Annotated in this window: 13 protein-coding genes; 7 read left to right on the forward strand and 6 right to left on the reverse strand. The window is 68.3% G+C overall.

Annotation, left to right across the window (positions count from 1 at the left end; all coding sequences use genetic code 11):
- Positions 1-278 precede the first annotated feature (278 nt).
- Entirely contained in the window at positions 279-1,043 is a 765-nt protein-coding gene (locus tag RM543_RS04760; protein ID WP_311689735.1) for a siderophore-interacting protein, read from the forward strand.
- A gap of 40 nt (positions 1,044-1,083) precedes the next feature.
- On the opposite strand, the gene RM543_RS04765 is transcribed toward RM543_RS04760, so the two are convergent.
- The 3 genes from RM543_RS04765 to RM543_RS04775 form a co-directional block, all read right to left on the reverse strand.
- Positions 1,084-1,710, reverse strand: a complete 627-nt coding sequence (locus RM543_RS04765; RefSeq protein WP_311689736.1) for a glutathione S-transferase family protein — start codon at positions 1,708-1,710, stop codon at positions 1,084-1,086.
- 197 nt (positions 1,711-1,907) lie between these two features.
- Positions 1,908-3,062, reverse strand: a complete 1,155-nt coding sequence (locus RM543_RS04770) for a CaiB/BaiF CoA transferase family protein (protein WP_311689737.1) — start codon at positions 3,060-3,062, stop codon at positions 1,908-1,910.
- Positions 3,063-3,065: 3 nt separating this feature from the next.
- Positions 3,066-4,265, reverse strand: a complete 1,200-nt coding sequence (locus RM543_RS04775) for an acyl-CoA dehydrogenase (protein ID WP_311689738.1) — start codon at positions 4,263-4,265, stop codon at positions 3,066-3,068.
- Between the two features lie 287 nt (positions 4,266-4,552).
- Here RM543_RS04775 and coaBC point away from each other — a divergent pair, with 287 nt between their 5' ends.
- The 6 genes from coaBC (at position 4,553) to RM543_RS04805 (ending at position 10,207) form a co-directional block, all read left to right on the forward strand.
- Positions 4,553-5,770 carry a bifunctional phosphopantothenoylcysteine decarboxylase/phosphopantothenate--cysteine ligase CoaBC gene (gene coaBC / locus RM543_RS04780; RefSeq protein ID WP_311689739.1) on the forward strand — a complete coding sequence of 406 codons (1,218 nt, stop codon included), beginning with the start codon at positions 4,553-4,555 and terminating at the stop codon, positions 5,768-5,770.
- Positions 5,767-6,234, forward strand: coding sequence for a dUTP diphosphatase (gene dut, locus RM543_RS04785; protein ID WP_311689740.1), 468 nt, complete (start codon positions 5,767-5,769; stop codon positions 6,232-6,234). The genes coaBC and dut overlap by 4 nt, the downstream gene beginning before the upstream one ends.
- Positions 6,234-7,331 (forward strand): HesA/MoeB/ThiF family protein, encoded by a 1,098-nt coding sequence (locus tag RM543_RS04790; RefSeq protein ID WP_311689741.1) that lies wholly within the window; start codon positions 6,234-6,236, stop codon positions 7,329-7,331. Before dut ends, RM543_RS04790 begins: the two co-directional genes overlap by 1 nt.
- A gap of 24 nt (positions 7,332-7,355) precedes the next feature.
- Positions 7,356-9,380, forward strand: coding sequence for a M3 family metallopeptidase (locus RM543_RS04795; protein ID WP_311689742.1), 2,025 nt, complete (start codon positions 7,356-7,358; stop codon positions 9,378-9,380).
- 67 nt (positions 9,381-9,447) lie between these two features.
- A complete protein-coding gene (locus tag RM543_RS04800) occupies positions 9,448-9,720 on the forward strand; it encodes a GlsB/YeaQ/YmgE family stress response membrane protein (protein ID WP_311689743.1) in 273 nt (90 codons plus the stop codon).
- A 79-nt stretch (positions 9,721-9,799) separates the two neighbouring features.
- Positions 9,800-10,207 carry a universal stress protein gene (locus tag RM543_RS04805; protein ID WP_311689744.1) on the forward strand — a complete coding sequence of 136 codons (408 nt, stop codon included), beginning with the start codon at positions 9,800-9,802 and terminating at the stop codon, positions 10,205-10,207.
- A 122-nt stretch (positions 10,208-10,329) separates the two neighbouring features.
- Here RM543_RS04805 and RM543_RS04810 read toward each other — a convergent pair whose 3' ends face one another.
- From RM543_RS04810 to RM543_RS04820, 3 genes are read right to left on the reverse strand one after another with little or no spacing between them, the layout of a single operon-like run.
- Positions 10,330-11,091, reverse strand: a complete 762-nt coding sequence (locus RM543_RS04810) for an ABC transporter ATP-binding protein (RefSeq protein ID WP_311689745.1) — start codon at positions 11,089-11,091, stop codon at positions 10,330-10,332.
- The gene (locus RM543_RS04815) at positions 11,088-12,125 is read right to left on the reverse strand and encodes a FecCD family ABC transporter permease (RefSeq protein WP_311689746.1); all 1,038 of its coding nucleotides are present in this window, start codon (positions 12,123-12,125) and stop codon (positions 11,088-11,090) included. The genes RM543_RS04810 and RM543_RS04815 overlap by 4 nt, the downstream gene beginning before the upstream one ends.
- Complete coding sequence (locus RM543_RS04820) at positions 12,122-13,135, reverse strand: ABC transporter substrate-binding protein (protein ID WP_311689747.1); 1,014 nt, start codon at positions 13,133-13,135, stop codon at positions 12,122-12,124. Before RM543_RS04820 ends, RM543_RS04815 begins: the two co-directional genes overlap by 4 nt.
- Between the last annotated feature and the right edge of the window lie 98 nt (positions 13,136-13,233).

Here is a 13,233-nt window from a genome sequence, read left to right on the forward strand (position 1 = left end):
TCTCGGCCTCCCGATCTGGTCGTGTATGCGGTCTGGTGGAAGGTTGAGGACGGGTTGCCGAATCTGCGCGGCCTGAGCGGAAAACACGCCATGCGCGAGGCCGGCCGCCGGGCGCTCCGGCTCTGCCTTTCCGGGCGGCTTTTGCCATGCTAGGAGCGCCCCACGACCATGGCGCGTCAGAGCCACCCGGCGATCCAATGCGGGATCGCACCAGCCGGTCTTCCAGGGGAACAGACGTTCCGGGACGACGGTGCGCGCCCAATTGACCGAGATCTTCCATGCCCGTCACCACCCGCCGCGTACGCCACGAGGTCGAGTTCCGCCGCCTGTCCGTCCTGTCCAACACACGCATCACGCCCCGAATGACGCGGATCGTGCTGCACGGGACGGCGCTCGAAGGGTTCACCTCCCCAGGCTTCGACGATCACGTCAAATGTATCTTCCCCGAGCCGGGTAAGGCTCTGCCGGAGCCCGTGCGCGAGGATGGAAAGCTGAGCTGGCCGGACGGGATGCCCCCGGCGCGGGACTATACGCCGCGCGCCCATGACCCGGTGCGGCAGGAACTCGTCATCGATTTCGTCGTCCATGAGGGGGGTGTCGCGTCCGATTGGGCGATGCGCGCCGAGCCGGGGGACGTGCTCGGCATCGGCGGTCCGCGTGGCTCGTTTCTTGTCGAGGGGGAGGCCGACTGGCACCTGCTCATGGGCGATGCGACCGCGCTTCCCGCCATCGCGCGCCGCATCGAGGAGCTGCCGCGCGGCGCTCGCGTCATGGCCGTGATCGAGGTCGTGGACGCGGCGGAGGAGCAGGTATTCGAAACGGAGGCCACGCTCGATACGACGTGGCTCCACACCGCGAAGGGCCAGTCCCTGTCGCAATATCTCAAGGGCCTGGCGCTGCCGGACGGCGAAGGCTTCGCGTTCTTTGCCGCCGAGGCGGGTGTGGTGGCCGAGGCGCGGGCGACCTTCGACCGGCTCGGCCTGCCGTCCGACAGCTACAAGGCCGCGAATTACTGGCGGGAGAATCCGGTCGCGGCGGAGTAGGCCGCGGCCGCGTCGTCGTCAGGCGCGCGCGCCGGTTGCGTCAGGCCCCCTTCGGCCCGGTGATCTCGGTCACCACCGTCTGTCCGGCGGGGCGGGCGTTCAGGCGTGAGCGCAGCGAGGCGAGGTTCGGCGGCAGGGCGATGCCCATCTCGGCAGCCCAGTTCAGTGTGTAGAACGCGGCGCCATCGGCGATGGTCAGGGGGCCGGCGGTGAATTCGGAGCCGCCGACCTCGGCGGAGAGGATGCCGAGCGACTTTGCCACCTGATCGAGGCCGTAGGTTCGCAGACCTTCGCGCGCCGTTTCGTCCCTGACGAACAACTGGGGCACGCGCGCGAAAGTGAAGGCGCGCATGTGCAGCGTTCCGACGATGTAATCGAGCCGGGCGAGCGTGCGGAGCTGCGTCTCGAAATCGGCCGGCCAGAGCGGCGTTTCCGGCGATTGATGGGCGATCCAGTAGGCGATGGCCTGGAACTCGGTCAGCACCGTGTTGCCACCGATGTCGAGAGCCGGAACCTTCCCCTTGGGATTGCGGGCCAGATAGGCCGGCTCCTGTTGCTCCTTGTCCTTCAGGTTCACCGCCGACGTCTTGTACTGAAGTCCGGCCTCCTCGAGCAGGAAGCGGATGCCGGTGGAGCAACTGCCGGGGGAATGGTGTAGCGTGATCATCTGATGCTCCCAAGGCGCCGGGGCGGCGCTGGGGTACCATCGCGCAGGGCGGCGAACCGTTCCAGCCCCGTCTCATTTTGGCGATGTAAGCGGGTCGGCACGGGGGGGGTGTTCCATGGTCGCGCGGGGCGCAGACGCTCGCTGGGTGCCGGGTGAGCCCTAACGACCGGCGCCGATGACCGAACTCGTTCGGATCGTTATTCGACCTCTCCGAACGTGGCATCGTTCATGCCGAGAAGCGGGGCGGCGCGGTCGAGCGTCATTTCGCTGCGCGAGAAGCGGATCGGCGTGCGCAGCCCCTCAATACCTTCGGGCGCGATGCGCATGCCACGCGCTTCGATCTGGGTCTCGCCCAGGGCTTCGGCCACCGTGTTGATAGGCCCGGCCGGCACGCCTGCCTGCTCCAGCGCCGCGATGAGATCCAGCTTCGAACGTCTCGCCGTGGCCTCGGTCAGCGCCCTGCACAGCGCCTCGCGATGTTCGACCCTGAGAGGGTTGGTGGCATAGGCCGGATCGTCACTCAGCCCGCCCAGCTCCAGCACGCGGCAGAGCGCGGCGAATTGACGGTCGTTGCCGCAAGCGATGATCAGGTGCCCGTCGGAGGAGGGAAACACCTGGTAGGGCACGATGTTCGGGTGGGCGTTTCCGAGCCGTTTCGGGAGAAGGCCGCCGAGGAGGAAATTCGTGGCCTGGTTGGCAAGGACGCCCACGCCGCAATCCAGCAAGGACAGGTCCACATGCTGGCCAAGCCCCGAGCGGTCCCGGTCGGCCAATGCGGCCTGGATCCCGATCACACCGTAAAGGCCGGTCAGGATGTCGATCCATGCGACACCGACCTTCTGCGGCTCGCCGTCCGGTTCGCCCGTCAGGTCCATGATGCCGCACATGCCCTGGATCAGGAAGTCGTACCCTGGTTGCCCGGCGCGCGGACCGTCCTGACCGAAGCCGGTCACGGAGGCATAGACGAGACGTGGATTGAGCTCGGACAGGCTGTCGTAGTCCAGCCCGAACTTCGCGAGGCCACCGACCTTGAAGTTCTCGATCAGGACATCTGCCTCGGCGATCAGATCGCGCAGGCGGGCCAGATCGTCCGGGTTCGCGAAGTCGCAAGTCACCGACCGCTTGCCGCGATTGGCGGCGTGGAAATAGGCCGCGACCCGGACCGTGCCGCCGCCGGGCAGGGGGCGCTCGACGAAGGGCGGCCCCCAGCGGCGCGTATCGTCCCCTTCGGGCGCCTCGACCTTGATAACCTCGGCGCCGAGATCGGCCAGCGTCTGACCGATCCACGGGCCGGCCAGGATGCGGGCGAGCTCGATGACCTTGAGGCCCTTGAGGGGCGCGCCGCCGGCCATGGCTCAGACGAAGGCCGGAAGATCGGTGATCGCGCGCCCGAGGATCAGGGCGTGCACGTCATGGGTGCCCTCGTAGGTGTTGACCGTCTCGAGGTTCTGGGCGTGGCGCATCACGTGATACCCGATCTGGATACCGTTGCCGCCATGCATGTCCCGGGCGTTGCGCGCGATGTCGAGCGCCTTGCCGCAATTGTTGCGCTTGATGAGCGAGATCATCTCGGGCGCGAACCGGCCCTCGTCGAGCAGGCGCCCGACCCGCAGAGAGGCCTGAAGGCCAAGGGCGATCTCGGTTTCCATGTCGGCGAGCTTCTTCTGGTAGAGCTGAGTGGCGGCGAGGGGACGGTTGAACTGCTTGCGGTCGAGCCCGTACTGGCGCGAGCGATGCAGGCAGTCCTCGGCCGCGCCCATCACGCCCCAGGAGATGCCGTAGCGCGCGCGGTTGAGGCATCCGAACGGGCCGCCCATCCCCTGAACATCGGGGAGGATCGCGTCCTCGCCGACCTCGACGTTGTCCATGACGATTTCGCCGGTGATCGAGGCGCGCAGGCTGAGTTTGCCGCCGATCGTGGGCGCGCTCAGCCCTTTCATTCCCTTCTCGAGGATGAACCCGCGGACCTTGCCGTCATGCGCCTCGGACTTGGCCCAGACGACGAAGACGTCGGCGATGGGGCTGTTGGAGATCCACATCTTCGAGCCGCTCAGCACATAGCCGCCCTCGGTCTTGATCGCGCGGGTCTTCATCCCTCCAGGATCGGAGCCCGCGTCGGGCTCGGTCAGGCCGAAACAGCCGATATATTCGCCGGTCGCGAGCTTGGGCAGGTACTTCCGTTTTTGGTCTTCCGAGCCGTAGGCGTGGATCGGGAACATCACCAGCGAGCTTTGCACCGACATCATCGAGCGGTAGCCACTGTCGACGCGTTCGACGGCGCGCGCCACCAGCCCGTAGGACACGTAGGATGCGCCCACGCCGCCATACTCCTCCGGCACGGTCACGCCGAGCAGACCGGTCGCGCCCATCTCGCGGAAGATCTCGGGGTCGGTGTGTTCGTGGAGGTAGGCCTCTTCCACGCGGGAGAGCAGACGGTCCTGCGCGAACTGGTGCGCGGTGTCCGAGATCATGCGCTCTTCGTCGGAGATCTGATCGTCGAGCAGGAACGGGTCGGCCCAGTTGAACCGTGTCCCCTTGTGCGATGGTGCCGACATTGCGCGTCTCCTCCGGGCCGCCGAAGCGGAACATCTGACTTTCAGACAAGACTATGCATCCGAAACCGCGCAAAAAAGCGGTATTCCTGCATCGTACCCGCCAGACGCCATGCCAGCCGGCACCAAGAGGCCGCGAGCCGGGACACAGCTCCGGCAAGCGTCCCACAGGCGGCGCAGGCGAGCCGCCCTCTGCCTGGCATCGTGGCCCTCCTTGCTCGCGGGCGCGGGGGAGCCTACTTTCCGCGGCGCTGGGGCAGGATGGCCCCGTTCAATCCCCGGAGGCGGACATGCTCGAGGGCAAGCGGATCCTTCTGATCATCGGCGGCGGCATCGCGGCCTTCAAGGCGCTCGACCTGATCCGGCGATTGAGGGATCGCGGGGCCCGCGTGGTCCCCGTCCTCACATCCGCGGCGGAGGAGTTCGTGACGCCGCTGTCCGTTTCCGCGCTGGCCGCCGAGGCGGTGTATCGCGACCTCTTCGATCTGACGAACGAGGCGGAGATGGGGCATATCGAGCTGTCGCGTTCGGCCGATCTCATTCTGGTCGCGCCCGGAACGGCGAACCTGATGGCGAAGATGGCAGGAGGGCACGCGGACGACCTGGCCACGACGCTCCTTCTGGCGACAGATACACAAGTGCTCTTCGCACCGGCGATGAACGTGCGGATGTGGGATCATCCCGCGACGCGCCGCAACCGGGCGCAGCTCGAGGCGGACGGGATCCTCTTCGTCGGGCCGGACGAGGGGCCGATGGCCTGCGGCGAGTTCGGCGAGGGACGCTTGTCCGAGGTGCCGCGGATCGTCGAAGCCGTCGAGGCGGCGCTGGACGCGACACCTTCCGGAGCCGCCTCGCTGAAGGGACGGCACGTGATCGTCACCTCCGGGCCGACGCACGAGCCGATCGATCCGGTGCGCTACATCGCCAACCGCTCCTCCGGCGCGCAGGGCGTCGCGGTGGGAAAGGCGCTTGCCGAGGCCGGCGCACGGGTGACCTTCGTGACGGGGCCCGCGGACGTCGCGCCGCCGCCGGGCGTCGAGGTGGTGCGGGTGCGCACGGCGCTGGAGATGGAAGCGGCGGTCATGGCAGCGCTGCCGGCGGATGCCGCCGTCATGGCCGCGGCGGTGGCGGACTGGCGCGTCAGGGCACCGGCGACGGGCAAGATGAAGAAGACGGCAGGACAGGGCGCGCCGGCGCTCGACTTCGTCGAGAACCCGGACATTCTCGCCCGCCTATCGCAACACGCGGAGCGTCCGCCTCTCGTCGTCGGCTTCGCGGCGGAAACGGAGACGGTGGTCGAGCATGCGACCGCAAAGCGCACGCGCAAGGGGTGTGACTGGATCGTGGCGAACGACGTTTCCGAGGCCGGCGGTGCGATGGGGGGGAGCGACAACGAAGTGACCCTGATCACCGGCAGCGGCGCCGAGCCATGGCCCCGCATGAGCAAGGACGCGGTGGCCCGGCGGCTCGCCGAACGGCTCGCCGAAGCTCTGGAGGGCACATCATGACCGTCTCCGTGAAACTCGTGCGGGAGGGTGACGCCGATCCCGACATTCCCCTGCCCGCCTATGCCACGCCGGGTTCTGCGGGCGCCGACATCCGCGCCAATCTCGCGCCCGAGGATCGGTCTGCGGGCCTCGTCCTGCCGCCGATGGGGCGCATCCTCGTGCCAACCGGGCTGAGGGCGGAGATTCCGGAGGGCTACGAGATGCAGGTGCGACCCCGCTCCGGCCTCTCCACGAAGCACGGCGTGACCCTGCCGAACACGCCCGGCACGGTGGACAGCGATTATCGCGGACCGATCCTCGTGCCGTTGATCAATCTCGGCGACGCGCCCTTCACCGTCGAGCACGGAGCCCGCATCGCGCAGATCGTCATCGCGCCGGTGGTGCAGGCGACTTTCGAGGTGACGGACACCCTCGGCGAGACGAGCCGGGGGCAGGGCGGCTTCGGTTCGACCGGGCAGGGCTGATGCTCGTCGTTTTCGCCCTCGCCGCCGCGATCTGGGTCATTGGCGGCCGGGCGGGCCTGCCGAAAGGCACGCGCTGGCTGCTCTTGGCGCTGCTCTACGGCACGGTCCTCGTCGCACAGGTCGCCCTGCCTGACGGCAATCCGCTGAGGGCCGCGACAGGGGGCGAGCCGGCCTTCTGGCTCTTCCTCGGCGGCGCCGGGCTGGCCATCTGGGGGTATACGCGGCTCCTCGCGGCATTGAAGAGGCGCGTGGCGCCGAGGGCAGACGACGCGCCCGCGGCGTCCGCTCCCTTCTCCGACGCCGAGCTGTCCCGATATGCCCGCCATATCACGCTTCGGGAGATCGGCGGGCCGGGGCAGCGCGCGCTCAAGGAGGCGAAGGTCCTGGTGATCGGCGCGGGCGGGCTCGGTTCGCCGGCGCTTCTCTATCTCGCAGGGGCGGGGGTCGGGACCATCGGGGTGATCGACGGCGACGCGGTCGAGGGGACGAACCTCCAGCGTCAGGTCATCCACAGGGACGCGGGCATCGGTCGGTCCAAGGCGCATTCCGCACGGGATGCGATGCTGGCTCTCAACCCGTTCATCGAGGTCCGTGCGTATCATCGCCGCTTCGAGGAGAGCATCGCGGGTGAGCTGGTCGCCGAGTACGATATCGTCCTCGACGGCACCGACAATTTCGAGACCCGCTACCTTGCCAACAGCGCCGCCGTCGCGGCCGGACGGCCGCTGATCTCCGGCGCGCTCAGCCAGTGGGAGGGGCAGGTCTCCGTCTTCGATCCCGCGCGGGGCGGCCCTTGCTACCGGTGCGTGTTCCCCGAGGCGCCGGCGCCGGGACTCGCGCCGTCTTGCGCCGAGGCCGGTGTCGCAGGCCCCCTGCCGGGCGTTGTCGGCTCGATGATGGCGGTCGAGGCGGTCAAGCTCGTCGGACAGATCGGCGCCCCGCTCCGTGGCGAGATGCTGATCTACGATGCGCTCTGGGGCGAGACGCGCAAGATCGGCCTCAAGCGGCGCGCCGATTGCCCGACATGCGGATCGGGAGCGGTGGCGGGCCAGGAAGGTCGCGCGCCGCCGATTGCACCGGGGCTCCGCTCTCCCTAGCTCTGGTACAAAGGAGATTGCCCCATGACCAATCCGCTGCTCGCCCCGCGAAACACGCCGTTTACGCTTCCCGACTTTCCCGCCATCGCGGACGACCAGTTCGCCCCCGCCTTCGAGGAGGCGCTGGAAGAGGCGCGCTCGGAGATCGAGCGGATCGCGACCAACCCGGAGGCCCCCGATTTCGCCAACACCATCGAGGCGCTCGAGCGGCAGGGCAAATCGCTCCATGACGTGCTCTCGGTCTTCTATTTCCTCGCCTCGGTGGACTCGAACGACACGCGGCAGGCGCTGCAGCGGGAGTTCGGGCCGAAGCTCGCCTCCTACCGCACCGACATCGTCCAGAACCCCGCGCTCTTCCAGCGGATCGAGGCGGTCTGGCAGGCGAGGAGCGATTTGGGCCTAGACGATCAGGAGGCCCGACTTCTCTACCTCACCCGGCGATCCTTCGTGCGCGCCGGCGCCGCGCTCGAGGGGGAGGCGCGGGAGCGGATGCGGGCGATCGGGCAACGGATGTCCGAACTCTCGACCGCGTTCGGGCAGAACCTCCTCGCCGACGAGCGGGACTGGCGCATGCCGCTGAGCGAGGCGCAGGTCGAGGGGCTGCCCGCCTTCCTCGCCGATGCCGTGCGTGAGGCCGGCGGAGAGGAGGGGCCGGCGGTGACGCTGTCCCGCTCCGTCCTCGTGCCGTTCCTGCAATCCTGCCCGGACCGCGCGCTGCGTCGCCGGGCCTGGGAGGCGTGGACGGGCCGGGGCGCCGGCGGCGGCGAGACCGACAACCGCGCCATCGTCGCCGAGACGCTGGCCCTGCGCCACGAGCGCGCGCAGCTTCTGGGGTACGACGATTACGCGTCATGGCAGCTCGAAACCGAGATGGCGAAGACGCCGGACGCCGTGCGCGGCCTTCTGATGGAGGTCTGGACGCCGGCCAGGGCGGCGGCGGACGCCGATGCCGAGCGGCTGGAGAAGCTCCTCCACGCCGACGGAGAGACGGGACCGCTGGAGCCGTGGGATTGGCGCTACTATTCCGAGAAGCTCCGCCGGTCCGAGCACGATCTCGACGAAGAGGAGGTGAAGCCGTATTTCCAGCTTGCCCGCATGACCGAGGCGGCCTTCGATTGCGCCAATCGCCTCTTCGGGCTGGAATTCCGCGAGATCGACGTTCCGCTTCACACTCCCGATGCGTTCGCGTGGGAGGTCACGCGTGACGGGCGGCACATGGGCGTCCTGATCGGCGATTACTTTGCCCGGCCCGGCAAGCGCTCCGGAGCGTGGTGCACCACCCTGCGCGATCAGGAGACGTTGTCCGGTGAGATCCGGCCCCACGTGCTCAACGTCTGCAACTTCGCCAAGCCCTCGAAGGGCAAGCCCGCGCTTTTGTCCTTCGACGACGCGCGTACGCTCTTCCACGAATTCGGTCACGCCCTGCACCAACTCCTGAGCGACGTGCGCTACGCGTCGATGTCCGGCACCTCCGTGCCGCGAGATTTCGTCGAGTTGCCGAGCCAGCTCTACGAGCACTGGCTGGAAGTGCCCGAGGTGCTGACCAAGCACGCCCTCCATGCCGAGACGGGGGACGCGATGCCGCAGGCGCTCCTGGACAGGGTGCTCGCGGCCGCGACCTTCGATACGGGTTTCCAGACCGTGGAATACATCGCCTCCGCCCTCGTCGATCTCGACTTTCACCAGGGACGGCCGCCCGCGGATCCGATGCAACGCCAGGCCGAAGTCCTGGAGGAGCTGGGTATGCCGAGGGCCATCGCGATGCGGCACGCCGCGCCGCATTTCGCCCATGTCTTCGCCGGCGGCTACGCCAGCAGCTACTACAGCTACATGTGGTCCGAGGTGATGGATGCGGACGCCTTCGCGGCCTTCGCCGAGGCGGGGGATCCCTTCGATGCGGGGGTCGCGGCGCGGCTGGAGGAGATGGTCCTCTCCGCCGGTGGACGGCAGGAGCCGGACGAGCTCTACCTTGCGTTCCGGGGCCGCCTGCCGGGACCGGAGGCGCTCCTGCAAGGAAGGGGACTCGCCCCCACCCCGCCGGCCGCGTAAGCTCCGCCTCGATGCCCGGCGCCTCCGCCCCGCGCCGGGCCACCCACAACGGAGTGAACGTTCAGCCATGGAAACCTTCTTCGACGCGCTCGGTGCGGTCGGTCTCATCTTTCTCGTCATCGTCGGCCTGATCGCGGGCTACATCGCGTCAATGATCGCGGGCGGCCGGAACCGCATCTTCTACCTGATCGCGGGCGTCGTCGGCGCCGTTGCGGTGCCGTTCATCCTCACCGCCCTCGGTATCATCGCGCTGGGCGCGCTGGGCCTGATCCTGCTGCTTGTCATCGGGGCCATCGGCGCGGCCGTGATCCTCGCCATCGTGGCCGCGATCAGGCGCTGACGCTTTTCGCGCCGGCCTGATCCAGATCAAGGCGTCCTCCGGCCCGGTCCGGCATGGTCCGGGCCAGGAGGTAACGCTGATGTACCAGAACATTCTCATTCCCGTCGCGCCCGACCAGGGCGACGTTGCGCACGAATCCCTCGCCGTCGCCCGCGAACTTGCCGGCGAAGGCGCGAAGATCACCGCGGTCTCGGTGGTGGAGCAGGTGCCGCTCTACATGTCCGCCGACGTGCCGGCCGGGCTGATCGACCAGACCCGCGCGGATATCGCCGCGTCCCTCGAAGAGGTGCTGAAAGACGCGCCCGACGTGACCCGTCTCGTGGTCTCCGGCCACGCGCCGTCGACCATCGTGCAGATGGCCAGGGACAATGCCTACGACCTGATCGTCATCCGCTCGCACCGTCCGGGCCTGCAGGATTTCTTCCTCGGCTCCACCGCCGCCCGCGTCGTGCGTCATGCAGGAACCTGCGTTCACGTGATCCGCTAAGGCCGTGTGCGGCCAGGGGAGCGGGTGGGTCGAGCCTCGCCCGCTCCATGCGGTCGCCTGGAAAAACCTCCCTCGCGGGGTCCTCTTGGGGGAGGCTTCGTCTGTCGCGGGCGAGGGGCGATCTACGGCCTGAACCGGATATGCATGTCGGCGCCGGCCGCGGATCCGGTGACGTCTGCCGTGACCTTGAACACGCTTTTCAGAAGTGTCTCGGTCAGCACATTCTCCGGCGTCCCCGAGGCGAAGACCGACCCCGATTGCAGCACCACGATCTTGTCGCAGAACATCGCGGCAAGATTCAGGTCGTGCAGCGCGACGACGCTCGTGAGGTCGAGGTCGCGGACCATGCGCAGGATCTCGATTTGGTGATGGATATCGAGGTGGTTCGTCGGCTCGTCGAGGAACATGACCTGCGGCGTCTGCGCGAGTGCGCGGGCGATATGCACCCTCTGGCGCTCACCGCCGGACAGCGTCTGCCACGATTGCGCGGCATAGCCGAGCACGTTCACCCGTCGCAGCGCCCCGGCGACAGCGGTCTCGTCCTCGGCCGACCAGCCGGCGAGGGCCGAGCGATGAGGCGTCCGCCCCAGCCGAACGACATCGAGGACGCTGACGCTGGTCTCCGTGACCGCGCTTTGCTGCACAAAAGCGACCTGCCGCGACAGGCTGCGGCGGGAGACCTGCGCGATATTCCTGCCGCAGATCGTTACGCTGCCGTCTAGCGGGCGCTTCAGCCCCGCCAGAAGGCGAAGGAGGGACGACTTGCCGGAACCGTTGGGCCCGACGAGTCCCACCGTCTCGCCGGGCGCGGCAGAGATCGACACGTCGGAGACGATCGTCTTGCGACCGACGCCCCAGCTCAGGTGCTCTGCGACGACGCTCATGCGGCAGGCCTCGCCCGGTAGAGGATGATCGCGAAGAACGGCACGCCCACGAGCGCGGTCACGACGCCGATGGGGATCGTCTGCTGCGACACGATCATCCGCGAGACGATATCGGCGGCCACCATGAAGACCGCGCCGACCATGACGCAGGCGGGCAGGAGCCGCATGTGCATCGGTCCGACGACGTACCGCGCGGCGTGGGGCACGACGAGGCCGACGAACCCGATGGCGCCGACCATGCTGACGATCGTTGCCGTCACCATGGCCGTCACGGCGAAGAGGACGAGGCGGCAGCGACCGACCGGCACCCCGAGCGCCGCGGCGTCCTCGTCGCCGAAGGTGAAGGCGTCGAGCGCCCGCGCCATGACCATGCAGATCGCGAGGCCGATCAGGACGACGGCGAGCAGAAGGTGGAAGTCCGGCCAGCGCACGCCACCGAAGCTGCCGAGCAGCCAGAACATCACGTCGCGGGCCTGCTGCGCGTTGCCTGAGGTGGTGACGATGTAGGAGGTCAGCGCGTTGAAGAGCTGCGAGGCGGCGACGCCCGCAAGGATGGTGTGGTTCGGACCGCTCGTCGCGCCGTTCGACAGAAGCGCGACGAGCCCGAACGCCGCGAAGGCGCCGGCGAAGGCGCCCAGCGACAGCGAAAGGCTTCCGGCCCCGATCCCCAGGATGATGACGGCGACCGCCCCCGTGGAGGCGCCTGCCGAGACGCCGAGGACGAAGGGCTCCGCGAGCGGGTTCCGGAGCAGCGCCTGCAGGATGGCGCCGCAGAGGGAAAGTCCGGCGCCAGCGAGAGCGGCGACGAGGGCGCGGCTCAGTCGCAGATCCCAGACGACGCTCTGCTCGATGGGTGACAGCTCGGCCCCGGTGAGCCCGAGACCGTTCGTGACCGCGAGGAAGACGGTCGGGAGGCCGATCCGGTAATCCCCGATCGCGGTCGCCGCGGCGATGGCGGCCACGAGGCAGATGGCTGACACACCTGTCAGCAGCACGAGGCCAAGCGCGCCGCGTCCGGTCATCTCCTTCGTCATTGCGCCAGGTCTAGCGCCTCGAGCTGCTCCGCGACCTCTTCGGCGCCGTAGAGCGTGCGAATGCTGGGGTTCATCGCCGCTCCGCTCATGACCACGATGCGGCCGGCCTGGACCGCGCCCATCTGGCTGACGACGGGATCGGATTCGAGGAACGCGATCTTGTTCTCGGCCTCGTCGAGGCTCCAGCGCTCGCGGTCCACCTGGGTCGCGACCATGACGGTCGGATCGGCGGCCATGATGCCTTCCCAGCCCAGTGTCGGCCAGTCCGCCACGGTGTCGATGGCGTTCGAGCCGCCCAGGAGATCGGCGATGTAGCCCGAGGGGCCGTTGCCGCCGCCGAGATAGGCGTCGTCCTCCGGCGAGGGGCTGGAGAACCAGAAGAGAAACGTGAGGTCGTCCCGGTCGTCGAACCGTGCCCGCAAGTCCGCTTCACGCGCCTTGAAGTCCTCGATCAGGGCGTCGCCGCGATCCGCCACGTCGAAGATGCGGGAGAGATCCTCGATCTCCGTGTAGAGCTCGTCCATGCTCCAAAGAGCGTCGCGGGACCCGTAGGCGTCGCCGTTATCGCGCGTTGTGGAGCAGGCGCTGGGGGACAGGTAGCTGGGAATTCCGAGGGCGTCGAAATCCTCATGCTTGGCGACCCGGCTGTCGGGGCCGAGCAGGGTGATCAGCATCGCCGCGACGAAGTCGGGCTCGGCCGAGAGGATCGCCTCCAGCGCCGGGAATTCCACGGTCAGGAGGTCCACCTCGTCGTAGGCCTCCCTGACTTCGGGCAGGACGTCGTTCGGCCAGAACGCCGTTGCCGCCATCCGGTTCTCGAGCCCGAGCAGGAGCATGATCTCGGCGCTGTTCTGTCCGAGCGCCACGGCGTTCTGCGGCGCTTCCTCGAAGGTCACGGTCCGGCCGCAATTCTCGATCTCGAGAGGGTAGGACGTGGGGTCCGCCAGCGCCGCCGAGCCCGCGAGCCCCATGGCGAGGCTGCTGGCGCCCAGGAGAATTCCGCATTTCATGATCTGACTCCGGCTATCGAAACGCTGTTCGGGACGCGCTTACAGAGGGGGCAACGCCAGTTCAATGCAAAACAGTCAGGTATTGTCGAGGCAGACGG

Source organism: Tropicimonas omnivorans, from assembly GCF_031846565.1.
Lineage (GTDB): Bacteria > Pseudomonadota > Alphaproteobacteria > Rhodobacterales > Rhodobacteraceae > Tropicimonas_B > Tropicimonas_B omnivorans.

Bases quoted from the DNA above. Each gene is read 5' to 3' on its own strand.
- RM543_RS04760 (WP_311689735.1), top strand. From the start codon at position 279: ATGCCCGTCACCACCCGCCGCGTACGCCACGAGGTCGAGTTCCGCCGC.
- RM543_RS04765 (WP_311689736.1), bottom strand. From the start codon at position 1,710: ATGATCACGCTACACCATTCCCCCGGCAGTTGCTCCACCGGCATCCGC.
- RM543_RS04770 (WP_311689737.1), bottom strand. From the start codon at position 3,062: ATGGCCGGCGGCGCGCCCCTCAAGGGCCTCAAGGTCATCGAGCTCGCC.
- RM543_RS04775 (WP_311689738.1), bottom strand. From the start codon at position 4,265: ATGTCGGCACCATCGCACAAGGGGACACGGTTCAACTGGGCCGACCCG.
- coaBC (WP_311689739.1), top strand. From the start codon at position 4,553: ATGCTCGAGGGCAAGCGGATCCTTCTGATCATCGGCGGCGGCATCGCG.
- dut (WP_311689740.1), top strand. From the start codon at position 5,767: ATGACCGTCTCCGTGAAACTCGTGCGGGAGGGTGACGCCGATCCCGAC.
- RM543_RS04790 (WP_311689741.1), top strand. From the start codon at position 6,234: ATGCTCGTCGTTTTCGCCCTCGCCGCCGCGATCTGGGTCATTGGCGGC.
- RM543_RS04795 (WP_311689742.1), top strand. From the start codon at position 7,356: ATGACCAATCCGCTGCTCGCCCCGCGAAACACGCCGTTTACGCTTCCC.
- RM543_RS04800 (WP_311689743.1), top strand. From the start codon at position 9,448: ATGGAAACCTTCTTCGACGCGCTCGGTGCGGTCGGTCTCATCTTTCTC.
- RM543_RS04805 (WP_311689744.1), top strand. From the start codon at position 9,800: ATGTACCAGAACATTCTCATTCCCGTCGCGCCCGACCAGGGCGACGTT.
- RM543_RS04810 (WP_311689745.1), bottom strand. From the start codon at position 11,091: ATGAGCGTCGTCGCAGAGCACCTGAGCTGGGGCGTCGGTCGCAAGACG.
- RM543_RS04815 (WP_311689746.1), bottom strand. From the start codon at position 12,125: ATGACGAAGGAGATGACCGGACGCGGCGCGCTTGGCCTCGTGCTGCTG.
- RM543_RS04820 (WP_311689747.1), bottom strand. From the start codon at position 13,135: ATGAAATGCGGAATTCTCCTGGGCGCCAGCAGCCTCGCCATGGGGCTC.